This window comes from Syntrophaceae bacterium, from assembly GCA_013177825.1.
Lineage (GTDB): Bacteria > Desulfobacterota > Syntrophia > Syntrophales > PHBD01 > PHBD01.
On the sequence record JABLXX010000001.1, the window covers coordinates 244,697 to 269,943 of the forward strand.

Consider the following 25,247-nt stretch of genomic DNA (forward strand, 5'->3'; position numbering starts at 1 on the left):
ATGCTTGTGGTCACCATCTGTGTCGGCAGTTCGTGCAGCCTCCGGGGATCGGATGAACTGGCGTCCGGAATCCAGCGGCTCATCGTCAAGGAGCAACTCGAGGGACTGGTCGACATCGTCGGCGCCTTCTGCATGGATGCCTGTTCAAAAGGCGTTTCGGTGACAGTGGGCAGCCGCGAGTTCAACGGCATTCGCCCGGAAGACGCCGACGCCTTTTTTTATCGCGAGATCTTTCCCCTGCTCGGCAACAACGAACTCGTGAGGGCTCGCTCATGAACGAACCGGTCATCATCACGAATCCCGCCCTGTGTCACGACTGCTACCGCTGCGTGCGGAACTGCGACGTCAAGGCAATCCGCGTCCGGGACGGACAGGCCCAGGTCGTCCCCGAGCTCTGCATCCTCTGCGGCACCTGCATCCGCGTCTGCCCCCAGAAGGCCAAAGGCGTGCGGGCCTCCAGGCCGGACGTCTTGAAGGCGCACCGGGAAGGCCGGAAAATCATCGCCTCGGTGGCTCCTTCTATTCCCGCGTTCTTTCCGCTCCGAAGCTTCGCACAGGTTGAACATGCATTGAAAGCAATCGGGTTTCACGCCGCCGAGGAAACGGCCGTCGGCGCCCACATCGTGGCCCAGGCCCACCGGGACTACATGGAACAATCGAGAGACCGCTGGCCCGTGATCACCTCTTCCTGTCCTGTCATCGTCAATCTGGTCGAGCAGTATTATCCGGATCTCATCGGCCACCTGGTGCCCATCGTATCGCCCATGATCGCCCACGGCCGGATTCTGGCCCGGAAATACGGCCCCGAGGCGTACATCGTCTTCATCGGCCCCTGCATCGCCAAGAAAATGGAAATCCATGACGAGGCCGTAAGCGGCGTTGTCCATGCGGCCATAACCTTCCAGGGCCTGCAGGAATGGATGGCCGGGGCGGACGTTGCATGGCCCGAGCCGGCGGACGTGCCCGAAAAATCCGTTGAGGAAAAAGCGAGGCTGTTCCCCGTCGAGGGGGGACTGATCGGGACGGCCAGGATGAGTACGGACATCCTGGACAAGCATCTGGTCATCGCCTCTGGTCTTCGCGCCTGCCGGGACGTTCTGAACGATATCCGCTCGGGGCAGCTTCACGCCTCCATGGTGGAGCTCATGGCCTGCAAGGGGGGATGCGTCAACGGACCGGTCATGGCCGACATGGAAGGCGGTATCTACGCGGCCCGGGAGAAGGTGATCCGTTTTCACGGCCGTTGCCAGCCGGAATTGCCCGTTCCCCAAGACGAATGGCCCGATCTGGCCAGGGGATACCGGGACCGAAAGGAGCACGGCCCGGAATTCAGCGAGGAAGACATTCAGAAGGTCCTGCACCGCATCAACAAGTACGGCCCCGACGACGAGCTGAACTGCGGCGCCTGCGGCTATTCATCCTGTCGGGAAAAGGCGCTGGCGACCCTGCGGGGCATGGCGGAAGTGACGATGTGCATCCCCTACATGCGGCGCCGCTCCGAATCACTGCGCCAGGTGGTCATGGATGCCACGCCGAACGCGATCATCATCGTCGACAACGACCTTCTGGTTCAGGACATGTCCCCCTCGGCGGAAACACTGTTTCGGAAAACCCTGTCCGATGTGAAGGGGAAGCACCTTTCGAACCTCATCACGGTCATGGACGATTTCATTCATGTCCGCGACACGGGGCAGCCCGTCATCGGCAGGGCGAGACGGCTGAAGGAAGACTTGGTGGGTGAACAGTCCATTGTCCGTGTCGAGGGACAGCTTCTCATGGTCGCCATTATCCGCGATGTCACGGAGCGAGAGAAGGAACGGGAGCAGTTCCGCTCCATCCGCGAGGAAACCCTGGAGCGGACACGGGAGGTCCTGGGCAAGCAGATGCGGGTTGCCCATGAGATCGCCCACCTCCTCGGAGAGACCACGGCGGAAAGCAAGACCATCGTGACCCATCTGGCCCGGTTACTGGAAGGGGATGATCAGGAGTGAGGCAGGTCGTTGAATTTGCCTGGCGCAGTTTGAACAAGGCCGGGGAAGAACTCTGCGGCGATTCGGTCATCATCCGGACCCGCCCCGATTCGTTCGTCGCCGTCCTGTCGGACGGCCTGGGCAGCGGCGTCAAGGCGAGCATCCTTTCCACCTTGACGGCAGAGATCGCCGCCCGCCTCTTCGAATCGGGGATCTCCGTGGAAGAGGTCATGCAGACACTCGTGGAGACCCTTCCGGAATGCAATGTGAGAAAACTGGCCTATGCCACGTTCTCCGTACTCACCGTGATCGAGGGCCGTCGCGCCCATCTCGTGGAATTCGATTCTCCGCCCCTGATCATGATCCGGGACAATGCCCTCTTCGACATCCAGACGGAAAAACGGGAGGTAAGCGGCCGGTTGATCCGGGAAGCCCGTTTCGATGTCCGGGAAAACGATTACCTGGTCCTGATCAGCGACGGCTATGAGCACGCGGGCCTCGGAGGCATTTACCGCATGGGGTGGAGATGGCCGAACATCGCCTTGGCCGTGCAGCGCTTCGTCCAGACGGGCGTGGACACGCACAGGCTCATGCTCGCCCTTTCGCGGACCTGCATGAAGCTTTACGACGACAAGCCCGGTGACGATTCGACGGTCATCGCCATGAAAATCCGGCCGGCCGTGTCCATCGCCATTCTCACGGGGCCCCCCGCCGACAGGGATCTGGACGCTCATGCCGTTTCCAGGCTGATGGACGCCGAAGGCTGCAAGATCATCTGCGGAGGGAGCACCGCCCAGATGGCCGCCCGTGTTCTGGACAGGAAACTGGAGGTGGAGTGGGTTCCGCCCTGGAAACGGACGGAGGAAAAGCCCGCCCGGAAAAAAGGCTCCCCTCCCACGGCCCTCCTGCAGGGGGTCGATCTCGTCACCGAAGGGATCCTGACGCTGGGCCAGGCCGTCGAACTCATGCGCAACGCCGGAACAAGCGACGATCTTCCCCGCGACGACGACGCCGCCACCCGCCTTGCCCGCCATCTTCTGGGGGCCGACGACATCCATCTGATCGTCGGCACGGCCATCAACCCCAACCAGGTTGCCGACCTGATCCGCGGCGAGCCCATGCGCATGGTTTACATTCGTGAACTCGTTCAGGATCTTACACAGCGAAACAAGCAGGTCCGGGTCGAGCGGATATGACCTGCACCGAATCAGTCATGATCCAGAATGATCGAACGTTGCGAGGACGGGGGCTGGATCAACCGTCTGGGGAGTGCAATTCTCACCGTTGTACCCGTCGGGCCACGTTCCGGATCGGCATTCGATTCAATTCTCATTTCGCCTCGATGCGCTTTGACCGTACTGTACGCCGACGGCAGGCCGAGGCCCGTTCCCTCACCGACCGGTTTGGTCGAGAAAAAGGGCGTGAGCAGTTCGTCCAGGTGCTCCTGCGGGATTCCCGTTCCCGTGTCGCGGATCGTAATCATGATCCTTTCACCGTCGGCGCTCTCCTCCCCGAATACCGTGAGTATGCCCCCCTGGGGCATGGCCTCGATGGCGTTCCGTTCGAGATCGATCAACGCTTTCACGATGCGCTCATGATCCAGCCAGACGTCTTTGTCCTTGATTTCCGACCGGAGGGCTACATGAACGGATTCCGGTACGGAGAGGGACCGGAGGCTGTCATCCAGGATAAGGACAATGTCCGTTTTTCTAAATTTTAGTCCCTGCAAGGCCTGAAGTATCCCCCTTTGGTCATGTCTTTCATTCTGCCGCTCTCCTCCGGTATATTCCACTTTGATTGCAGAAGGAAGGCAGCTTCCGGAGGCATCCGGATTCCTGAAACCGTCCCCTGCCTTCGTACTTTTCCTGCGGGTGAAGACTATACACGAGATCGGGGTGTCCCAGCAAAACGTTTGCAATGGGAAAAGGATCATGATAGCGTCTCCTCTCGTTTTTGGGTGTATTCAATTCCCTTGTCCCTTCATGCGATTAACGGTTTGAAGCCTAGATCCGACTCCACATCCGAGGAAAGAATCGTTTTCCCGGACAACAACACTCTTCGGACGCTGCTGGGTGAACATGACCGGCACGTCAAACTTCTCGAAAAACTCCGGGCGGTCAGGGTGGGGGTTCGCGGTAATGTCCTGTCCATCTCAGGAGAAGCGGAGGCGGTGGAACTGGTCAGGAATCTTCTAACCCAGTTGTATTCCCTGACGGAAAAGGGATATCCGCTCTATTCCTCCGACATCGATTACGCACACCGGATTTTATCGGAAGATTCGCAGACGAACCTGGAGAAGATCTTCCTCGATACGGTCTTCATCCCCTCGAAAAAGCGTCCCATCTCCCCCAAGAGCATTGCCCAGAAGGGGTACATCGATGCCATCCGCAAACATGACATGGTCTTCGGAATCGGGCCGGCCGGAACAGGCAAGACGTATCTCGCCATGGCCATGGCGGTATCCTGTCTCATGGAAAAGAAAGTCCACCGGATCGTTCTGGCGCGACCGGCCGTCGAGGCGGGTGAAAAACTCGGGTTCCTTCCCGGAGACCTTTCCGAGAAGGTCAATCCGTATCTGCGCCCCCTGTATGACGCCCTGCACGACATGATGGATTTCGACCGGGCCTCGGCCATGATCTCCAAGGGCATCATCGAGGTGGCGCCTCTCGCTTTCATGCGCGGCCGCACTCTGAACGACTCCTTCGTGATTCTGGATGAAGCCCAGAACACAACGTCGGAACAGATGAAAATGTTCCTGACCCGTCTTGGCTTCGGATCGAAGGCGGTCATCACGGGCGACATCACCCAGATCGACCTGCCGGAGGAAAAAGTATCCGGTCTCGTGGAGGCCGAGCGGATCCTCGGGCAGATTTCCGGGATTCGATTCGTTTATTTCAGCGAACTGGATGTGGTCCGCCATCCTCTTGTTCAGGACGTGATCCGCGCATACAACCATCTGGGACGCAGCCGCAGGCGGGCAGACGAAAACGGAAAATGAACCCCATTGACCGCACCGTCGAGAGCATATCCTCCTGGCTTCGACAGGCCATCCGTCAGGTGGATTTCCTGCCGCCTTTCGCGCGGAACAGGCAGTTCCAGATGTGGAGCACCGCCATTTTCCTGTCGATCGTTGTGGCCTATCTGCTGACTCCCAGCGTTCATATCATCCCGCCCAATTACAAGCTTGGCTCCATTGCTACCCGCGACATCCGTGCGGACCGCGATTTCTTCGTTGAAGACAAGGCGGCCACTGAACTGAAACGCATGGAAGCCACCAACACCGTTCCTTCGATATACGACTGGGATGTGGAAGTGTCCGATCGGCAGCGGCTGCAGATCACCCGCGCCTTCTCCGCCATGGAGGGTGTCATTCGAGGAATCGACCGAACCGCATTGTCGGTGGGCGTCCTCACGGTCAGGGACCTGGCGGATATCGGGCGGGGCCGCAAGGAGTTTGAGCAGATCCTCGGCGTTACCATTCCCGAGCAGGACTTCCAGGTGTTGTTGAAACACCGTTTCTCGGCGGAAACAGCGGCAAAGGTAATCAAGCTGATCAACGCCGTTTACCGTACGGAATGGATCACAAATGTCAGTTTTCTCACCCGGGATACCAGGAACGGCATCATTGTCCGTGATCTCAAGACACAGCAGCAGGAACGGCTGACGGACCTGTCTCCCATCTGGCATGTGCAGGATGCGGCGAACCTGGCGCGCAGAAAAGCCGCACTGGCCCTGAAGGAAGAACGGGAAGACATCCGCAGGGCCGCCATCACCCTGACGGAAAGGCTCATTCAACCGAATCTGACCCTGAACCAGCCGGCCACGGAAAAGGAGCGCCAACACGCCCTCGACAGCGTCAAGCCCGTTCTCTACCAGGTCCAGAAGGGTGAGGTGATTACCCGGGAAGGGCAAAAGATCACACCGACCGACCTGGAAAAAATCGCAGCCCTTTACAAACTCGATGGCGAAAACGTCCACGACAAAATCGCCATGCTCACCGGCATGTTTCTCCTGGTGATGTTTTTTGCATTGACGATATATACCGTCGCCCGCCGGTGGCTTCGCAAACCGTATCGGGAAAATGCAGACCGCATCTTCCTTTCCCTGACGATCCTGCTTCAGTTTCTGTTGATCAAGGCGGGCATTTTCGTCGCCGGAGCCGTCAACCGCGCCTTCCCCTTCATCCCGACGGAAGCGGTCTATTACGCCATCCCATTTGCGTTCGGCCCTATGCTGGTCGCCTTCCTCATCATGAGGAAGCTGTCACTCCTGTTCGCCGTGTTTACGTCGGTCCTGGCCTCATTTCTCTTCGACAGCCTGATCTCCATGACACTGTTTGCCCTGCTGGGCAGCATCGTGGGTGCCTACTATATCGCTCATTGCCGCCAGCGGTCCTCCTTTCTGCGAGCCGGAGTCCTGCTCGGAATCGTCAACGTGGGAGTTATTCTCTGCCTGGGACTCCTGGAAGGATCCCTGTCGGATCTGTCCATTCTGGCGAAACTGTCCATGGGCTTCATCGGAGGCCTCGTGTCCGGCATTTTCGTGGCCGGCATCAGTCCCCTGTTTGAAAGCGTGTTCCCCTATACGACCGATATCAAGCTCCTCGAACTGGCGAACCTCAACCAGCCAATTTTTCAGCGCATGATCCTCGAGGCGCCCGGAACCTATCATCACAGCGTCGTCCTCGGCTCCATGGTCGAGGCGGCAGCGGAGAGCATCGGTGCCAATTCCCTGCTTGCGAAAGTGGGTGCTTACTACCATGACATCGGCAAGCTGACGAAACCCCTCTATTTCATCGAAAACCAGCGAAACGGGGAAAACCGGCACGAAAAACTCTCTCCCCGCATGAGCGCACGCGTCATAACCGCCCACATCAAGGACGGATGCGATCTGGCCATTCAGGCTGGACTGAGCCGCGACGTCCTCAACATCATCCGGGAACACCACGGGACGAGCCTGGTCACGTACTTCTACGAAAAGGCGCGCAAGGATAAGGATCCTTCCATTCGGGCCCTCCCGGAAAGCGATTTTCGTTACCCGGGTCCGAAGCCTCAGAGCCGGGAGTCGGGTCTCGTTCTCCTGGGGGATGTCATGGAGGCATCGTCCAGAACGCTGACGAATCCGACTCCCGCACGAATCCGGCATTTCGTTCAGGAGCGGATCGAGCGCGTGGTCGCAGACGGGCAGCTTGACTCCTGCGCCCTGACGCTGATGGACCTTAAACTGATCGCCGAGAGTTTTACCCGCATCCTGACCGGGATGTTCCACCATCGCATCGACTATCCCGCTCCGCCCGCCCGGGAGACAAACGGCCGGAAGGAACTGCCCGCAACCAATGGACATCTGGATCGAAAACCGGCAGAAAAAGGAAAAGATCGACCGGCGTCGAGTGCGGAGCGTGCTGCGTAAAGCGCTTCGCCGACTTGGCCGGGAAGATTCCGAAATCAGTCTGCTTTTCCTGGACGACGAAGGGATTCGGGAAATCAACCGGACCTACCTGAATCGCGACTATCCCACCAACGTCATTTCCTTCTCCATGACCGAAGGCCCCTTCGGAGACCTGAATCCCCGCGTTCTTGGCGACATTGTGATTTCCGTGGAGCGGTCCCGCCGGGAGGCCCTTGAATCAGGTCTGCCTCCGGAAGATTACCAGGACTATTTGTTGATTCACGGGCTTCTGCACCTGCTGGGATACGATCACGAAACTCCCCGGGAACAGGATGGGGAGTGTATGCGGGAGATGGAGAGGGAACTGTTTTATCGAGTTAAAGGGTATCGGATGGAGGGAGAGGATTGACCGGATCGCCGGCAGTGCCGTCCCGGTCTGGAAACGGCCATGCGGGCGCCCTGTCTGTTCCCTGATCTCACCGGATCTGAATGATCTGCCCGGGATGGATGGAATCACCATTTCCCAGGTTGTTGGCCTTCCGTAAAATTTCAACGCTTGTTCCGTTGCGGACGGCGATTCGAAACAGGTTGTCGCCTTTCCGAACCTTGTATGTCTTCCCTTCTTCTCCGGCCGATGTTCCGGCCGCCTTCCCTTTTTTCCGGTTCTTCTGAGCCTTCTGGTCCGCCGTATCTTCGGAAGTTTCCTCATTCCGCTGGGAAGGGATCTTCAGCAGCTGTCCCGTAAAAAGCTTGTTTCCCTTGACCCTGTTGAGTCTGCTGAGCTGCGCAGGAGTCGTGTTGAACCGTTCCGCCAGTTCCGAAAGGGTGTCCCCCTTTTTCACCCGGTATGATCCACTGGATCCGGCCGACCCTTTTTTCGTGATGCGGACCGGTGAAGCAGCCGCCGATCGACGTTTCGCCGGAATGACCAGCGTCTGTCCGGATCGCAACCGCGCTTTCGCCAGCGACGGATTGCAGGACCGGATGGCCTGGGGCGTCGTTCTGTGTTTTCGGGCGATGGAAGCGAGGGAGTCCCCCCTCCTCACCCGATAGCGGACAAACCGGTGTGATTCACGGTCCGGCGCCGGAAGCTCCCAGCGCGGAATGTCATCGATCCTGGCGAGCAGGACCTCCGCCTTCTCGATGGGCACCTTTAGGTCGTAATCCTTATCCGGCGTGATCCCGTGCCGCAGTTCCGAGTTCAGAAAAGACATGGTTTCCTCGGAGGTCTCGATCCGGGTGGCGATGTCCGCCAGCTTCATGGATTTCTGGATTTTCACGGTCTCGAAGGGAATCTCCTTTTCCAGCGCCTCCGGCAGTTCCATGCCATATTTCTTCGGGTCCCGAATGATGTGGATCGTGGCGAGAAAGCGGGGAACATAGCGGGCCGTTTCGTACGGCAGGAGATGGTAAAGATCCCAGAAACGGTCAAGATAGTTGAGCTTTTGCTGGGAAATGACCCGGAGCACCCTTCCCTCTCCACAATTGTATGCAGCCAGCACCGTAAGCCAGTCGCCGAACATTTCATGAAGAGCCTTCATGTAGTCGATGGCCGCCCGGGTTGACTTTTCCAGGTCCATGCGCTCGTCGACCCAGTCCGTCCGGTTCAGGCCGTATTTATAACCCGTCGAGGGAATGAACTGCCAGAGGCCGAGGGCGCGGGCCCTGGAGAGTGCGTGAATCTTGAAACCGCTCTCCACCAGGGGCAGCCAGGAAAGCTCTTCCGGCAGCCCCGCTTTCTTAAGCTGCCGGACCATGGCCGGCCGATAGATGCCGGAACGGCGATAGGACTCCATGAAGAAATTCCGCTCCACCGTTTGAAAGGAACGGATCTCCTTCTCCACATCGGCGTTCATCAACAGGGGGATTTCGCTGCGTTTCCCTTTGGCCACCGTTCGCATGGACGTGTAGATGGCGACGATGCGCCGGGCGACAAGGAGCCTCAGGTCGTCTTTCTGCCGGGCGACGGAAGGATCGCCATCCGTATCCAGCACCAGGGCATAGGCCTGATCCAGGAGCTCCAGGGCTCCCTCCAGATCCCCACGCGACCAGGAGACCTGTGACTCTTCCAGGAGGGCCAGGGCTTCCTCCATCAGGTCCTGATCCTGTCCCTCTCCGTTGTTCGCCTCCTGCGGTGATGCCGTTTCCCCGATCGGTTTCTGCTCCCCGGCAGACATCGGTTTATCGGCTGTACGAGTCTTCTCCGCAGACGGATCCCTCACATCTGCCGATGCGGCAACCGCGCTCTTCGCTTTCGACTGTTCCTCCGCACCCCATGACGTTCCGAGGAAACAAAACACGATAACAATCGAGAGGATGATCCAGCTGACGGATCTTTTCTGCATGCCGCAACTCCTTCCCTTCATCGCTTGGAGGCCGCGAGGAGATAAGCCTCGATAAAATCGTCGATTTCCCCGTCGAGGACCCGGGTTACATTGCCTGTTTCAAGGTTTGTCCGGTGATCTTTGACCATCTTGTAGGGATGAAGGACATAGGACCGGATCTGGCTCCCCCAGGCGATGTCCTTCTTCGACTTCTCCATTTCATCCAGCTTGGCCCTCTGTTCCGTGAGCTTGCGCTCATACAGGCGGGACTTGAGGTATTTCATGGCCATGGATTTGTTTTTGTGCTGGGACCGTTCATTCTGGCACTGGACGACAATGCCCGTCGGAATATGCGTGATGCGGACGGCCGAGTCCGTTTTGTTGACGTGCTGTCCCCCGGCACCCGTGGACCGATAGGTATCGACGCGCAGGTCGCCCTCATCGATTTCAATGACGATCTCGTCGCTCACTTCGGGAAAGACAAACACGGATGCAAAGGATGTATGGCGCCGGGCACCGGCATCGAAAGGAGATATCCGGACAAGACGATGGATGCCGATCTCCGCTTTCGCGTAGCCGTAGGCATACGGCCCCTCCAGGGTTATGGAAGCGCTCTTGATGCCCGCCTCTTCCCCGGGGAGCAGATCGATGACCTGCATCCGGTAGCCTTTTCTCTCCGCCCATCGGCCGTACATGCGGAAGAGCATTTCCGCCCAGTCCTGGGCCTCGGTACCGCCGGCGCCTGCATTGATGTTCATGATGGCGTTGAGGCGGTCCTCTTCCGCGCCCAGCATGAGGCGGAATTCGTCATCCCGGACATTCGTTTCGAGGTGGTCGAGATCCCGGGAAATGTCCCGGATCGTATCCTCGTCCCCTTCCTCGGACGCCAGTTCATAAAGTTGCGCCAGATCCCGGTAAACCCGATCCCGTTCTTTCCAGCCGCCGATGACCTCCTCCAAGCGGCTTTTCCTCTTCAGGATTTCCCTGGCCGTTTCCTGATCACTCCAGAAATCATCTTTCAGGACCTGGGCATCCAGGGTGCTTTTTTCAGCTTCCTTGCCGGCGACGTCAAAGACACACCCCGAGGTTTTCAATTCGTTTCTGAAGATCCTCCAATGTCTGTGCCAGTGCCTCTGACCCTTCGATCATGGTTCTTTCTCCTTACTTTTTTCGTTCTCTCGGGGGATCTTTCCGGCTGGAACGGGGCCGGCCGAAGCGGCCCGGTGATGAAAAGCCGATCACCACGAGGGTGCCGCCCAGGCAAAGGTAAACAAAGATGTCCCCATATGCCCCATAAAACGTCTTCTCGTCAATGAAATTCACGCTTCCGGCCAGGGCTGTCCTCTCGAAGATGCCCGTCTGCGCTGCGATTCTCCCGGTAGGATCCACAATGGCCGAGATGCCCGTATTGGCCGCCCGAATCAGGAACAGGCGGGTTTCCACGGCCCGGAATACCGTCATCGAAAGGTGCTGATAGGGAGCGGACGTCCGGCCGAACCAGGCATCGTTGGTAATGTTCACCAGCAGATCCGCTCCCTGGCGTTTGTAGGCCCGGCCGGCCTCTGCAAGAATCCCTTCATAGCAGATGAGGACCCCGGGCCGGTGGGCGCCCATCGTCAGAACCTGATATCCGGATCCGGACTCGAAATCGCCGATTCCTTCCGTCAGTGCCGTCAGAAAGGGGATGATCCGGCGGAACGGAACGTATTCCCCATAGGGCACAAGGTGGACCTTGTCGTACCGGCTTTGCACGGCTCCTTCCGGTGAAACGAGGAAGGCGCTGTTGAAGGAGGCGATCTCGCGCTCCCTTTGTTCGTAGCGCGGACTGCCCAGGATCAGCCAGGAAGCGGTTTCGCGGGGGAGGAATGTCACCTGTCGGTGCAGGTCGTTCCGGTCCTGGAAATAGAAAGGGGCGGCCGTCTCCGGCCAGACGACGAGACCGCCCGGCGGGGCGGGCGTCCGGCGCGAGAGGGAGGTGTAGATGTCGACCGTCTCCTGCTGGTATGCAGGGTCCCACTTCACGTCCTGCTCGATGTTTCCCTGGACGAGGCGAACGGCCAGAGAGGGGGCTCCTTCGAGCTTCTTCCCGATGTCTCCGATCCGCCACCATCCGTAACCGTGAACGGCGGCGATCAGAACGATACAGACCAGGACCTCCCGAAGCCATCGCCGGTTATCGGCCCGTTCGAAGAGAAGGCGGAAGAGAGCGGCATTCGCCATCACGACCAGGAACGTCAGGCCGTAGGTTCCGGTGAACTCGGCCGTCTGAATGAAAGGCAGGTTCGGATACTGGGAGGCTCCCAGGTCCGCCCAGGGAAAACCGCTCAGGAGGCGGGACTTGACGAACTCGAGGGAAGTCCATACCAGCGGGGCTCCCAGGAGCAGCGGAAAGCCCCGATGCCTGAAGAAGACAAGAGCGCCTGCAAAGATGGAGACATAGAGCCCCAGGTACGCCGCCAGGAGGAGCATGACCGGGATTCCTACGGCGAAGGGAAGGCGGCCGTAGTGTACCACTACGTGAACGATCCAGTAGAGAATCCCGACATAGCCCGTGAAACCGGCCGCCCACCCCAATCCGAACGCCTGCAGGATGGAGGCGTTCCGGACAGCGAGAAAAAGGGGCACGAGAGCCGCCCAGGCCACGACGGCCGACCCGTAACGCGGAAACGACAGACAGAGAAGCGCGCCGCTTGCCAGCGCCAGGAGCCAGGCACGGGATCCGTCGGCAGCCGGAATCCTTCCGGGTTCGCTGCTTCCGGCGGCTCCGTTTCTTTTCCCCGTCCGATCAGATCGCGTCATGATCGCCAGGCAGTTTCTTCATCCGGATCTTGCGTATGGTTCTCTCGTTTGCAGATTCAATTATGATTTCAAATGGATCGATAATGATGGTCTCCCCCGGCTCCGGAATCCGCATGATGTGATGGAGAATCAGTCCGCCCACGGTCTCGAACTTGCCCCGCGGCAGCTTCACGTCGAAGTGCTCCTCGATCTCCTCGATCTCGACACGGCCGTCCAGAAGAAAATAGCCGTCCGCGGCGGGCACAATCCGCCCTTCCCGGCTGTCATGCTCGTCGTGAATCTCCCCCACGATCTCCTCGATCAGGTCCTCGAACGTCACCAGCCCGGAGGTTCCTCCGTACTCGTCGATGACGATGGCCATATGGTGCTTCCGCTGCTTGAGTTCATGGAGAAGGATGTGGGTGTTCTTCGTTTCCGGGATGTAGTAGGGCTTGCGAAGAACCTGCAGAATGTCTTTTTCATCCAGGGATTTGGACCAGAATTTGAGCAGATCCTTCACGTTCATGACGCCGACGATGTTGTCGATGTTTCCCTGGTAGACGGGCATCCGGGTGTGACCGTGAACCCTCACCAGTTCCAGGATCTCCTCGATAGTCGAGCGGGAACTGATCGCCACCATCTCCGTTCTCGGGATCATGACCTCCCGGACGACGGTGTCGCGAAACGCCAGGATGTTCTGGATCATGTCTCCCGACTGCGAATCCAGAAGCCCCTTTTCCTCGCCGTCGTCGACGATGGACTGGATCTCCTTTTCCAGCCGGTCGGGATCGCTGGAAGAAAGAATTCCCCTGAGAAACGTGGATACCTTTTTCTTCAAGCCTTCCCCCCTTGTCCACCTTGTGGCAGGTCGACCACGGGCCGTATCACAGTCCGCGAAGATATTCGGGCCTCAGCAGCCTCTTGTCCCGGGATTCGACCACTTCCCGGATGAGCCGCACCGTTTCTTCCTTCTCTTCCGGAAGCCGGGCCCGGATCGGAAGATAATTCGAGGCATGGTTGGACGTAAAGAAACAGTTCGTGAACCGGGAACGGCCGATCATGATCCCCAGTTCTTCAAGAAAGCCATATTGATCGGGAAGAACGAACCGACCTGCCTTCCAGTCGTCGTACAGCGGGGTCCCCGGAACCAGCATCAGGGTCAGGGCGCCGGTATAATCCGGATCCATCTCCGTCAGGATGTTCGCCGTCTCCAGCGCATGGACTGCGCTGTCCTCCACCCCGCCGATGCCCAGCAGAACGGTCACTGACAGGCCAATGCCCGCTTCCTTCAGTTTTCTCCCGGCATCCACTAATTGTCGGGGCGTTGCACCTTTCCGGATTTTCTCCAGGATGGCCCCGCTTCCGGATTCAACGCCCAGATAAGCGATCCCCAATCCCAGCGCCCGAAGCTCCTTCAACTCCTCGGGGCTCTTTTTCCGCACGCTCTTGGCGTTTGCATAGAGTCCGACCCGCTCGATTCCTCGAACATTGGCCCTGAGGTCGGTGAGAATTTCAATAAGCCTGGCCTGCGGGAGAATCAGGGCGTCGCCGCCTACGAGAAAAACCTTCCCGACAGGCCGCCTCAGAGAGAAACGGGCCGCCTCCCGGATGTCCTCCCGGATCTCGTCAAAGGATTTGATCCTAAATTTCTCCCCTTTATAGGTCGGACAGAAGGTGCATTTGTTGTGGGAGCAGCCGACGCTGACCTGAAGAAGCAGGCTTTCTGCCTCACTGGGCGGTCTGATGATCATTCCCTCGTATTTCATGTGCCATCGCCTCTGGACGAAAAAGGGGGGTTGACCTGTCTGGCCAACCCCCCTCAGCATATTTGGCGGGGCCGATGGGACTCGAACCCACGGCCTCCGGCGTGACAGGCCGGCGTTATAACCGACTTAACTACGACCCCGTTATGCTCACTGTCTTTTTGTAAAAGAATACTCCTGTTTTTCCGCGAATGCAAACAAGAGTCTCGCTCTATCTGGTAGGCGGAACAGGACTCGAACCTGTGACATCCACGGTGTAAGCGTGGCGCTCTCCCAGCTGAGCTACCCGCCCAAATCCGGAGGACGCCCTTTAGCAGATCGAAAAGAGTCTTGTCAAGTCCAACCTTGCTCAATATCCCGTTAATGCGTGATCGAAGTCGATACGGATTCTCCGCGTGAACCGGATGCCGCGTCTTCCCCGGTTTCCCGGCGAAGGGTTCCCGCAAACAAGGGCGCTTCAGTGGATGGATCCCCTGCGAAGGCCACCTTGAGAACATCGTCCATATGCTCCACGAAGACAATCTCCAACGCCTTCAGGACATTGGATGGAACCTCCGCCAGGTCCTTCTCGTTATCCTTGGGAATGATGACGGTCTTCAGATTTCCCCGATGGGCCGCCAGAAGCTTTTCTTTCAGTCCGCCGATCGGCAGAACCCTTCCCCGGAGTGTGATTTCTCCGGTCATGGCCAGATCGCCCCTGATTTTTCTGCGAATGAATGCAGAAGCGATGGAGGTCGCCATGGCGATGCCCGCCGAGGGACCATCCTTGGGGATCGCTCCCTCGGGGACATGGATATGGACGTCAATATCTTTGTAGAAGTTCTCTTCGAGGCCGAATTTTTCCGCTCTGGCACGCACATAGGTCAATGCCGCCTGAACCGACTCCTGCATGACATCTCCTAGCTTGCCCGTCATGACCATCCGTCCCGTTCCCTTCATGAGGGAAGACTCGATATTGAGCAGTTCCCCGCCCACTTCCGTCCAGGCCAGGCCGATACAGAGGCCGATCTCGTCCCTTCCTTCCGCCTCGCCATGGCGGAACTTGGGCACGCCAAGGTACTTGGAGACATTTTTCGACGTGATCTTCAACTGGTTCTTCTTCCCGTTCGTCACGATCTCCCGGGCCACCTTCCGGCAAATGGAGGCGATTTCCCGCTCCAGGTTCCGCACACCCGCTTCCCGTGTGTACTGGCGGATGATGCCCAGGATGGACCCGTCTGTAAAAAGGATATGCTCAGCTTGCAGCCCGTTGGCCTCCATGGACTTTTTAACCAGGAATTTCTTTGCGATATTGAGCTTTTCCGGTTCCGTGTAGCCGGCAATCCGGATGACCTCCATGCGGTCCTGCAGTGGAGCCGGGATCGTCTGCAGAACATTGGCGGTGGTGATGAACATGACGTCGGACAAGTCGTAGTCGACTTCCAGGTAATGGTCATTGAAGCTGCCGTTCTGCTCCGGATCAAGCACTTCCAGAAGGGCCGACGAGGGATCGCCGCGGAAATCGGACGAGAGCTTGTCCACTTCGTCCAGGCAGAAGACCGGGTTGCTCGTGCCGGCCTTCTTCATCAGCTGTACGATCTTGCCCGGAAGCGCGCCGATGTAGGTTCTTCTGTGTCCGCGAATCTCCGCCTCGTCCCGCACGCCCCCCAGGGAGAAGCGGACGAACTTCCGGTTCGTGGAACGGGCCACGGACTTGGCGATGGAGGTTTTCCCCACCCCCGGCGGACCTACGAGGCAGAGGATGGAACCCTTGTTTTTCTTCACCAGGCTCTGGACTGCCAGGTACTCCAGGATTCGCTCCTTCACCTGCTTGAGCCCGTAATGGTCTTCCTCGAGGATGGCCTCCGATTCCTTCAGGGTGTAAGCGTTGTCCGTCTTCTCGAACCAGGGAATGTCGAGGAGCCAGTCTATATAGTTGCGGACCACCGTCGCTTCCGCCGACATAGGGGCCATCATCTGCAGTTTTTTGATCTCCTGGCGGACTTTCTTGTCCGCCTCCTCGGAGAGTTTTTTCGCCTTGAGCTTTTTCTCAAGATCCTGAATCTCGTTTTTGAAGTCGTCCTTCTCCCCCATCTCCTTCTGGATGGCCCGCATCTGCTCGTTGAGGTAGTAGTCTTTCTGGGTCTTCTCCATCTGCTTTTTGACCCGCTTCTTGATCTTCTCCTCAACCTGCAGGATCTCAATCTCTCCGATCATCAGCTCATAAACGGCCTCCAACCGCTCGTTGAGATTCGTGATCTCGAGAACCCGCTGTTTCTCCTCCAGCTTGACGTTCAGATGGGAAACGACGATATCCGACATCTTGGCGGCGTCTTCCATGGCGGAAACGGTAGCTATCATTTCCACGTGAATCTTTTTGCTGAGCTTCACATAACTCTCAAAGGCTTCCTTGAGGTTTCTTACCAAAGCCTCCGTTTTTACTGTATCTTCTCCTTCGTCACTTTCCACCTCCCGAACGCGGACCAGAAAATAGTCCTCGTTGGGGAGATATTCTTCGATAACTCCCCGACTTTTACCCTCAACGAGCACTTTCACGGTGCCGTCGGGAAGCCTCAGAAGCTGGATGATGATGCCGATGGTCCCGATCGAATAGATATCTTCTTCCGCGGGCTCGTCTTTCTGAGCCAGTTTCTGGGCCACGAGAAAAATGCCCTTCTCGTGCTTCATGGCCGATTCGAGGGCGGAGATCGACTTTTCCCGTCCCACGAAAAGAGGGACGATCATGTGCGGGAAAACGACTACATCCCGAAGCGGCAGGAGCGGAATGGAAACGATCCTGGATTTGTTTTCGTCGGCACTGCTGTCAAATATGGCCACTGGGTCACCCCGTTCTATTGTCTCTGTTTAGGCATCCGGCGTGATCGCCGCTCAGGCCGTCTCCGTTTTCTTTTCCATGACGAAGAGCGGCATTTCCTTCCGGAGCACGACCTCATCGCTGATAATGCACTCCTGGATATCGTTCCGGGAGGGAAGCTCGTACATGATGTCCAGCATCGTATTTTCGAGAATGGCACGCAATCCTCTCGCGCCGGCCTTGCGGTCTACAGACAGCTTGGCGATGGACCGAAGGGCTCCGTCGGTAAACTTCAGAGCCACGTTTTCCATCTCAAATATTTTCCGGTACTGCTTGATGATCGCGTCTTTCGGCTCCACAAGGATCCGGATCATGTCGTCCTGGGTCAACTCGTCGAGGGTTGACACGACGGGAAGCCGGCCGATAAACTCGGGAATCATTCCGTATTTCAGGAGATCTTCCGGCTGAACCTCCGCGAGGAGTTCGCTCAGCCGCCGATCCCGCTTGCTCCGCACATCGGCACCGAATCCCATGGAGGTCGCTCCGATGCGCTTGGCAATGATGTCTTCGATCCCGTTGAAAGCCCCGCCACAGATGAACAGGATGTTCGTCGTGTCCACCTGGATGAATTCCTGTTGGGGATGCTTCCGTCCCCCTTTCGGCGGAATGTTCGCCAGGGTACCCTCGATGATCTTGAGCAAGGCCTGCTGGACGCCTTCCCCGGAAACGTCCCGGGTGATCGAAGGATTTCCCGATTTCTTGGCGATCTTGTCGATTTCGTCGATGTAGACGATCCCCCGGGACGCACGCTCTACGTCATAGTCGGCATTCTGAAGGAGGCTCAGGATGATGTTCTCAACGTCCTCCCCCACATATCCCGCCTCGGTCAAAGTCGTCGCATCGGCAATGGTGAACGGGACGTTCAGGATTTTCGCCAGGGTCTTGGCGAGCAGGGTTTTTCCCGAACCCGTGGGACCGATGAGCAGGATGTTGCTCTTCTGGATTTCAACCCCGTCCAGGCTCACATTCGAGGAGAGCCGGCGGTAGTGGTTGTAGACCGCCACGGAGAGCACCTTCTTCGGCTTCTCCTGGCCGATTACGTACTGATCGAGAAAAGACTTTATTTCCCGGGGCTCCGGAATCGTCTGGCGAGGCTCGTCGAGGAGGGGCGCATCGGTCTCCTCGTCTACGATGCAACGGCAGAGTTCGATGCATTCGTCACAAATATAGGCCGTGGGCCCGGCGACGAGCTTGCGTACCTCGTTCTGGCTCTTTCCGCAGAACGAGCAATAAAGCATTCCCGGACCGCCGTGCACATCCCGTCCTTTCCTAACCATGTCATTCTCCTGTTCGCTTCAACCGCTATTTCCCGGCTTAACCAGTTCAATCCGGCAATGGATGCCGAACCGGTGTTACTTGTTATCCTTCGCAGGCCTTTTCTGCAGGATCTCATCGATGATTCCGTACTCCTTGGCCTGTTGGCTGTCCATGTAATAATCACGCTCCGTGTCTGCCTGGATTTTCGCCAGGGCCTGTCCGGTCAGGTCGGACAGAATGGCATTGAGCTCATCCTTCAGGCGCAGGATTTCCCTCGCTTGAATGTCGATATCGGTCGCCTGCCCCTGAAATCCGCCGAGGGGCTGATGGATCAGGATCCTCGAGTGTGGAAGGGCGAAACGCTTCCCCTTCTCACCCGCTGCAAGCAGGAGGGCACACATGCTGGCTGCCTGTCCCATGCAAAATGTATGGACGGGACAGCGAACGTACCGCATCGTGTCGTAGATGGCGAGTCCCGAACTGACATGACCGCCCGGCGAGTTCAGGTAAAAGAATATTTCCCGGTCCGGATCCTCCGATTCCAGGTAGAGGAGTTGGGCGATGATGAGGTTCGAGACGTGATCGTCGATCGGCGTTCCCAGGAAAATGATCCGATCCTTCAGAAGGCGCGAATAGATATCGAAGGCCCGCTCTCCACGACCATCCTGTTCAACGACCATTGGAATCAGAGGCATCAGGCAACCTCCCCGGCTCCGGCAGGTGCCGCTACGGGAGTGATCTTCGCGCGGTCGATGATGAACTCGAATACCTTCTCGTTCCGCAACTCCAGGCGAATGTCTTCGATCCGCTCCTCCTCCTCGAACTGCTGCTTCAGCGTCTCGACAGGCACCCCCCTCTTCGCGGCCAGTTCGCCGATCCTGCTCTCGACCTCCTCGTCGTTGACGTCGATCGCTTCGATCTGGGCGATCTTCTTCAAGATCAGGATCGATTTCACGACCTTTTTCGCCTCTTCGCGCATCCGTTCGAGCTGGGAGAAGGCCCGTTGCGAGGCCTGTTCCTTGGGCATTCCCTGTGCCATAAGGGACCGGTGCAGATCGCCCATCATGAGGATCACCTGCCGATCCTGAAAAGAGGGCGGAATTTCAAAATCATGACCCGTTACCAGCTTGTCCAGAATCTGGTCCCGAAGGGCGCTCCGTGAACGCGCCTCCGCTTCCTCTCCGAGGGATTTTTGAAGATCGGCACGGAATTCTTCCATGTTTTCATATTTTTCGAAGTTCTTGACAAATTCTTCGTTTACTTCGGGAAGCTTCTTTTCGCGGATATCCCGGATCTTCACCTTGAAGACGGCCTCCTTGCCGGCCATGTCCGGCACTCCGTACTCCGCCGGAAAGGTGATGGGAAACTCCTTCTCTTCCTCCTTGGACAAACCGACGAGCTGGTCTTCAAACCCCGGGATGAACCGGCCCGATCCCACTTCCAGAAAATACCCGTCCGCCTTCATTTCATCCCGGGCAACACCATCCAGGGATCCCTGGAAATCAAGCGTGACGAAATCGCCATGGATGATCGCCCTGTCGCTGCTGAGTTCTCCCAGCGTAGCGAACATTTCCCGGATCTGGTCGATCCGCCGGTCGACGTCCTCGTTAGTGACGGAGACTTCCTGCCTCTCCAACTCCATCCCGGCATAATCCTTCGGTTCCACCAGCGGTTCCACTTCCACCGTCGCCGTGAAGGAAAAGTTCTTGTCCGGCTCGATCCCCTTCTGGTCGATGACCGGCTGCGCAACGGCCTGGATATCACGAGCCTGCAGGGCATCCCAATAATGCCGGTTTACCAGGTTGGTCACGGCTTCCCCTTCCGCCTGGTCCTTATAATACACTTCCAGAACCTGCCTGGGTACCTTACCCTGCCGAAAGCCCTTGACATGAGCCTTTTTCCCGACCTGGCGGTAAGCTGCCTCCAGTTCCTTTTTTACATCCTCCCAAGGAACGTCGAATGACAGTTTCTTCTGGACAGGACTGATCTCTTCAACCTGAACCGCTGCTGTCGTTTCCGTCACAATTTGTCTCCTGAGCTGGGATAACGGCTGATGGAGAAAGGGGGTCGGGAACAAACCGGGGAATGGCGTTGTGAGAAAAATGGAAAGTGAACCCTGATCACGTCACCCGATGGATCCTGAATCCTTCAGCCGTGGTATGATAATCATCCTACAGGGGTGCGTCAATAGTGAAAACGACCCGTGCTGTCAAGCAAAACCTAACTCATGGCAGGGAAAGGGGATTTATTCGATGGTGGCATGTTTGGAGCACACCACCCGACCGTTTCCTTCCTTGCTTCGCCTGTAACCGGCTCTGTTTCAATTCCGCCGGGAAGATTCCTGATCGTACCGTGCTCAGCGTATTCAACTCCGGCCCTCTTGCTTCCCTGAACATCCGGCCTGATCGCTTAAATATGCTCCGGTTTCCGTTGGGATTCCTTTTCCCTCGTTTTTTCAGCCAGACGCGATTCCCTTCTGATCTTCGCTTCCCGGTTGCGGCGCTCCTCGACGGCCGTCTCCAGAATCAGTTCCGGCAGGGGCTGGGGGCGGTTGTTCTTGTCGAGAGCCACAAAGGTTAGGTAGGCCGTCGAGGTATGGCGTATTTCACCGGTGCAGACATCCTCCGACTCCACACGAACCCCCACTTCCATTGAGGTCCGCCCCACGAAGTTCAAGCTGGCCCGCATTGTGACCAGGTTGCCGACAAATACGGGATGATAAAAGTCCAGGCGGTCGATGGAGGCCGTCACGGCCATCGATCCGGCGTGCCGCATGGCAACGACTCCGGCGACCGTATCGATGAGCTTCATGATGACTCCTCCGTGGACGTTCCCGGCCGGATTCGCATCCTGGGGATTCATTACCTGAGCCATGACGGCTGAGCTGTTCTGCACCGTTTTTGCTGTCATTTCAATTCTCTCCCATTATCCTTTCCGATCTGTTCCCTATTCATTTCCATAACGACCTCCCGGCACATTCCGGGGATGACAAAGCCGGTCCCCTACCTTTGCCTGTCTTGACCAACGACGATGCCCTGAATCTTCAGGGGCGGTCGGTGACGAGCGTCTTGCTTGACGCCGTGATGTACCTGTTCCCCAGAGTATCGGAAACCGTTCCCTTCAACGTCACGACGGTTCCGGAAAGAGACGGTTTGTCCCGGACGTCCGTCACCTCCCAGGAGATTTCCACTTCCTGCCCTGCCTTCACCGCCCCATGGGCAATGCAGGAGAACTCGATCCCGACACCGATGCGGCCGGAGGGCCGGTAGAAATGGGTGGCCACCAGGCCCGTCATAAGCGATATCAGTTGGCCCCCCGGGACGACCAGGTCCCCGAAGCGGCTCCGGCGTGCGAAGTCCGCATCGCTGTGGATCGGGCTCACGTCTCCGGTTATGGAGGCAAAGCTCTTTGCTTCTTCGGCGGTTACCATGATTTTGCGTTTGAACCGTTCACCGATGACGATATTCTCCATACAGGGTCGCCTCCTCTGTTTCCCCGAAATTGTTCAGGCAAGGATCGGCCGAGTGGCCATCCAAATCCTGGAACTCTTCCGAACTGCTGTGCGAAATGATGGCTGCGCATGGTAGGCCCCTCAATCATGCATCATACCTGCAGAGCACAGCATTCATGCCGGTTCTCGAGAATTTACCCACAATATCACCCACAATCAGCGATTTGAAGAGCGTGGGCATCAAAACGGAAGACAGGTAAGCTCTTGATTAATATGATGGTGCGAAAGGAGGGATTTGAACCCTCAAGGGCTCTCGCCCGCTGGATCCTAAGTCCAGTGCGTCTGCCAGTTCCGCCACTCTCGCAATTTGAATGAGGTTTTTCCTTATACGCGGGATCCCCCCGCTTGTCAATGAAGGGTTCCCCGGCGGACAGCATTCCGGATAACCGCCGGGAACGCTCCCCTCATGAAAGCTGTGCAACGAAGCGGTCTCCCTTCCGGCCGCTCCGGCTTCACGGGAATTTACCGGAAGGGATGTCCCGCAGGCGGGGCGCACAATATGCCAGACCGTCCGGACGGTCAAGCCGAAATCTCCGCTACCGCTCCCGTTCCTTCTTGTGAATCAATAGCTTCCACCCTCTTGAAGGGTCACAGAACACCGGCCCCGTCCAGCCGGCGACGGTTTGTTGCCTTGATCCCCCGAGCCGTGTTATTGAGTGCAAGTGGTCGATCGGATTGAGCAAACCATTGTCAGAATTTCTGAAAGGTGCAATGGATGGGTTCCTTGGGCTGGATAAAACGAATTCTCTTTTCTTTTCTTCTCGTTGCCGCCTCCTGCGGCCTTGTCTCGGCTGCGCCTTCACACACACCGGAGTCTGCGGATGCCGTCAAAGAGGCCTCCCCCTGCCCCTCCCCGGCCAGGATTCTCATCGCCTACTGCAGCAAGTACGGCAGCACGCGCCAGTACGCCCTCTGGCTTGGTGAGCGCATTCCCGCCGATCTCGCAGAACTGGGCAAGGATGATCCGGACATCTCCCGTTACGATGTCGTCGTGATCGGAAGCTATGTAAGGATAGGACGGATCGTTGCCGCCTCCTTCATCGAGAAGATGTGGCCGCTCCTCAGGGACAAAAAGATCATTCTCTTCACCGTTTCAGGAACTCCTCCCGATCATCCTGCTCTTGCGGAATCCTACAAACGGAGCATCCCTTCCGAAATGAGAAGCAAAATGGTCCACTTCGCCCTCCCGGGCCGGCTGATTCGAGAAAACCTGAGCCTCTTCGACCGAATCCTGCTCTTCTTCGGCCGATCCTTTGAAAAGGACGAAGTCATGCGCAAGACCATGGAGGAAGACTACGATCATGTGCGCCGTGAGAATCTGCAATCTCTGGTTTCCGACATCCGGAAAATCACCGACTCTGCATGCAGCCGGCAACGCATCGATAACACAGGCGATACAAACGGAACGAAACCTTGAGATGCAGGACCGCAAGTACGATCCTTCTCATTTGTGATTCAGACCAATCCATGGATAATCCCGATGCTGTCTGGGGTCCTGGAGCATCTAAAAATCGATTCCGTCCAACTTGAATCCGCGGGAAGATCAATCATCGGGTTGACTTGCCGAGCCAATTTCAGTAGGGTTCGTTTTGATTTCCGCATTTTGCACGCACTGAAAGGAATAACCCGGCGCAGGCTTTTTTAATGCTACGCATCGGCCTTGCGACCCGGAAGCGGAATCCGCTCTTCACTGGACAGGGATCCGCATTCCACTGCTTCGATCGGGTGAACTGATGGCGCTGGTAAAATCCGTGGCGGGGAACAAGTCCAGAAAAATCTTTCTTGTTTTTTTCATTCTCTCTTCCCTTCTCCCCATCTTTTTCATGACTTACATGATCTATGAATACATCCTTCCCCAAGCGGGCACGAGGGATATCGAGGATATCAAACAAGCGATCATATTCGGCCTTCTTGTGATGCTCCCGCTGCCGCTGGTCAGTTTCCTGCTCATGTCCCGCTGGATCGGTTCGCTGGAAGTCGTAACCGGCGAGATCCAGGCAAGATCGACGGAGGTCGCGGAAGGCAGGATCGCCTTCTCCGACCAGGGCATCGACGTTCAACAAAAGGTACCGAAAGAAATTCTGGTTCGGGAAGAAAATTCGAGTCGTGACAATGAAATCCGGGTCCTGATCGACTCTTTCAACACCGTTTTCCAGACTGCGGCGGACCAGATTGCGGAGCGCCAGCGCCTTCGGGAACTGCTGGCCAAATTGATCGCCATTGCCTCCGATCTGACCTCGGAGCTGGACTTCGACCGCCTTTTTCCGCTCATCGTCGGCGAAGTAACGGCGGTGATGGGGGCGGAGCGAACCAGCCTGTATGTCATTGATTGGGAGCGCCACGAGATATGGACGAAAGTCGCCGAGGGAATTCCGCCCATCCGCCTGCCCTTCGGCAAGGGGATCAGCGGCCGCGTTGCCCAGACCGGAGAAACCATCAATGCCGCCGACGCCTGGGAACTACCCTATTTTGATCGCACCTTCGATGAAAAGAACAATTTTCGGACCCGATCCGTCCTTTGTGTGCCGATCAAGGGCCGGCTGGGGGAGCGGATTGGCGTTCTGCAGGTCATCAACAAGCTGGATCGGAAGCAATATTTCGACCTGGAGGACGAGGTCTTCATGAACGCTCTCGGCTCCCAGGTAGGGATCTCCCTGGAAAACTCCCTGCTCGTGGAAGAGGTCCGTCTCTCCTTCACGAGTTTCGTCGTCACCCTGTCCGCCATCGTCGACGCCCGCCATCCCTTCACGGCCGGCCATTCGGAACGAGTCACCGAATATTCTCTGCTGATCGCGTCGGATCTGAAGCGCCTGTCCATCGATCGTGAAGCCCTGCGTTACGCCGCCATGCTTCACGACATCGGCAAGATCGGGGTGAGCGATGCGGTCCTTCTGAAAAATGGTCCGTATACAGAAGAGGAACGGGACGAGATGAACAAGCATCCGGTCATGACGCGGAGCATCCTGGAGAAGTTCCGGTTTCCCAGAGCTCTGTCCCGGGTGCCCGTCATCGCCTGCTATCATCATGAAAAGATGAACGGGCAGGGATATCCCGACGGATTGAAGGGGGAACAGATCCCCATGGAATCGAGGATCATCGCCGTAGCCGACGTCTTCGACGCCCTGACCTCAAAGCGGGATTATCCCAAGTATGACGAGGATTCCCTGCTGACATCGGACCCGCTGCCGCTGGAAAAAGCGATCTCGATTCTTAAGGATGGATCCGGGAGCCAGTTCGATCCCAGCGTCGTGGAGAGTTTCCTGCGCTGCCTGCCCAAGGCCCTCATGATGTACCGGGGGGTTCATTTCGACCCCGAGTATGTCGATTCGTTTCTGCGGACCCGGGAACATGCGGATACGCGGGCAACGATCCACTGATCCGTGTTCACCTTCAACCTGCCGA

Annotated in this window: 20 protein-coding genes and 3 tRNA genes; 8 read left to right on the top strand and 15 right to left on the bottom strand. The window is 57.5% G+C overall.

What is annotated here, in order from left to right:
• The 3 genes from HPY65_01165 to HPY65_01175 are packed head-to-tail and all read left to right on the top strand — an operon-like array spanning window position 1 to window position 3,166.
• Window positions 1–276: a (2Fe-2S) ferredoxin domain-containing protein gene (locus tag HPY65_01165; protein ID NPU83069.1), complete on the top strand. Its 276-nt coding sequence runs from the start codon at window positions 1–3 to the stop codon at window positions 274–276.
• Window positions 273–1,991 (top strand): 4Fe-4S binding protein, encoded by a 1,719-nt coding sequence (locus HPY65_01170; GenBank protein ID NPU83070.1) that lies wholly within the window; start codon window positions 273–275, stop codon window positions 1,989–1,991. Before HPY65_01165 ends, HPY65_01170 begins: the two co-directional genes overlap by 4 nt.
• A complete protein-coding gene (locus tag HPY65_01175; GenBank protein NPU83071.1) occupies window positions 1,988–3,166 on the top strand; it encodes a SpoIIE family protein phosphatase in 1,179 nt (392 codons plus the stop codon). The genes HPY65_01170 and HPY65_01175 overlap by 4 nt, the downstream gene beginning before the upstream one ends.
• Before the next feature lie 11 nt (window positions 3,167–3,177).
• Here HPY65_01175 and HPY65_01180 read toward each other — a convergent pair whose 3' ends face one another.
• Window positions 3,178–3,699, bottom strand: a complete 522-nt coding sequence (locus HPY65_01180; protein ID NPU83072.1) for a hypothetical protein — start codon at window positions 3,697–3,699, stop codon at window positions 3,178–3,180.
• Between the two features lie 24 nt (window positions 3,700–3,723).
• On the opposite strand from HPY65_01180, the gene HPY65_01185 reads away from it, so the two are divergent.
• From HPY65_01185 to ybeY, 3 genes are read left to right on the top strand one after another with little or no spacing between them, the layout of a single operon-like run.
• Complete coding sequence (locus HPY65_01185) at window positions 3,724–4,968, top strand: PhoH family protein (GenBank protein NPU83073.1); 1,245 nt, start codon at window positions 3,724–3,726, stop codon at window positions 4,966–4,968.
• Window positions 4,965–7,379 (top strand): HDIG domain-containing protein, encoded by a 2,415-nt coding sequence (locus tag HPY65_01190; protein ID NPU83074.1) that lies wholly within the window; start codon window positions 4,965–4,967, stop codon window positions 7,377–7,379. Before HPY65_01185 ends, HPY65_01190 begins: the two co-directional genes overlap by 4 nt.
• Complete coding sequence (gene ybeY, locus HPY65_01195; GenBank protein NPU83075.1) at window positions 7,306–7,767, top strand: rRNA maturation RNase YbeY; 462 nt, start codon at window positions 7,306–7,308, stop codon at window positions 7,765–7,767. Before HPY65_01190 ends, ybeY begins: the two co-directional genes overlap by 74 nt.
• 67 nt (window positions 7,768–7,834) lie before the next feature.
• Here the strand turns inward: ybeY and HPY65_01200 are convergent, their stop codons facing one another.
• The 14 genes from HPY65_01200 to HPY65_01265 form a co-directional block, all read right to left on the bottom strand.
• Entirely contained in the window at window positions 7,835–9,703 is a 1,869-nt protein-coding gene (locus HPY65_01200) for a LysM peptidoglycan-binding domain-containing protein (GenBank protein ID NPU83076.1), read from the bottom strand.
• Between the two features lie 17 nt (window positions 9,704–9,720).
• Entirely contained in the window at window positions 9,721–10,791 is a 1,071-nt protein-coding gene (gene prfB / locus HPY65_01205) for a peptide chain release factor 2 (protein ID NPU83077.1), read from the bottom strand.
• Window positions 10,792–10,843: 52 nt separating this feature from the next.
• Window positions 10,844–12,481: an apolipoprotein N-acyltransferase gene (lnt, locus tag HPY65_01210; protein ID NPU83078.1), complete on the bottom strand. Its 1,638-nt coding sequence runs from the start codon at window positions 12,479–12,481 to the stop codon at window positions 10,844–10,846.
• Complete coding sequence (locus HPY65_01215) at window positions 12,468–13,298, bottom strand: HlyC/CorC family transporter (protein NPU83079.1); 831 nt, start codon at window positions 13,296–13,298, stop codon at window positions 12,468–12,470. The genes lnt and HPY65_01215 overlap by 14 nt, the downstream gene beginning before the upstream one ends.
• Window positions 13,299–13,344: 46 nt before the next feature.
• A complete protein-coding gene (locus HPY65_01220; protein NPU83080.1) occupies window positions 13,345–14,226 on the bottom strand; it encodes a radical SAM protein in 882 nt (293 codons plus the stop codon).
• 63 nt (window positions 14,227–14,289) lie between these two features.
• Window positions 14,290–14,366: transfer RNA gene (locus HPY65_01225), tRNA-Asp, on the bottom strand.
• A 73-nt stretch (window positions 14,367–14,439) separates the two neighbouring features.
• A tRNA-Val gene (locus HPY65_01230) sits at window positions 14,440–14,515 on the bottom strand.
• 68 nt (window positions 14,516–14,583) lie between these two features.
• Entirely contained in the window at window positions 14,584–17,040 is a 2,457-nt protein-coding gene (gene lon / locus HPY65_01235) for an endopeptidase La (protein NPU83081.1), read from the bottom strand.
• 51 nt (window positions 17,041–17,091) lie between these two features.
• Window positions 17,092–18,354: an ATP-dependent Clp protease ATP-binding subunit ClpX gene (gene clpX, locus HPY65_01240; protein NPU83082.1), complete on the bottom strand. Its 1,263-nt coding sequence runs from the start codon at window positions 18,352–18,354 to the stop codon at window positions 17,092–17,094.
• Between the two features lie 75 nt (window positions 18,355–18,429).
• Complete coding sequence (gene clpP, locus HPY65_01245; protein ID NPU83083.1) at window positions 18,430–19,029, bottom strand: ATP-dependent Clp endopeptidase proteolytic subunit ClpP; 600 nt, start codon at window positions 19,027–19,029, stop codon at window positions 18,430–18,432.
• Window positions 19,029–20,357 (bottom strand): trigger factor, encoded by a 1,329-nt coding sequence (tig, locus tag HPY65_01250; GenBank protein NPU83084.1) that lies wholly within the window; start codon window positions 20,355–20,357, stop codon window positions 19,029–19,031. The genes clpP and tig overlap by 1 nt, the downstream gene beginning before the upstream one ends.
• A 386-nt stretch (window positions 20,358–20,743) precedes the next feature.
• The gene (locus HPY65_01255) at window positions 20,744–21,244 is read right to left on the bottom strand and encodes an acyl-CoA thioesterase (protein ID NPU83085.1); all 501 of its coding nucleotides are present in this window, start codon (window positions 21,242–21,244) and stop codon (window positions 20,744–20,746) included.
• 133 nt (window positions 21,245–21,377) lie between these two features.
• Window positions 21,378–21,806, bottom strand: coding sequence for a MaoC family dehydratase (locus HPY65_01260; protein NPU83086.1), 429 nt, complete (start codon window positions 21,804–21,806; stop codon window positions 21,378–21,380).
• Window positions 21,807–22,062: 256 nt separating this feature from the next.
• Window positions 22,063–22,149: transfer RNA gene (locus tag HPY65_01265), tRNA-Leu, on the bottom strand.
• 420 nt (window positions 22,150–22,569) lie between these two features.
• Between HPY65_01265 and HPY65_01270 the strand changes: the two genes are divergently transcribed.
• Together HPY65_01270 and HPY65_01275 are read left to right on the top strand one after the other, a co-directional pair.
• Complete coding sequence (locus HPY65_01270) at window positions 22,570–23,262, top strand: hypothetical protein (GenBank protein NPU83087.1); 693 nt, start codon at window positions 22,570–22,572, stop codon at window positions 23,260–23,262.
• A 316-nt stretch (window positions 23,263–23,578) separates the two neighbouring features.
• On the top strand, window positions 23,579–25,222 hold the full coding sequence (locus HPY65_01275; GenBank protein NPU83088.1) for an HD domain-containing protein: 1,644 nt from the start codon (window positions 23,579–23,581) through the stop codon (window positions 25,220–25,222).
• The last annotated feature ends 25 nt before the right edge of the window (window positions 25,223–25,247 follow it).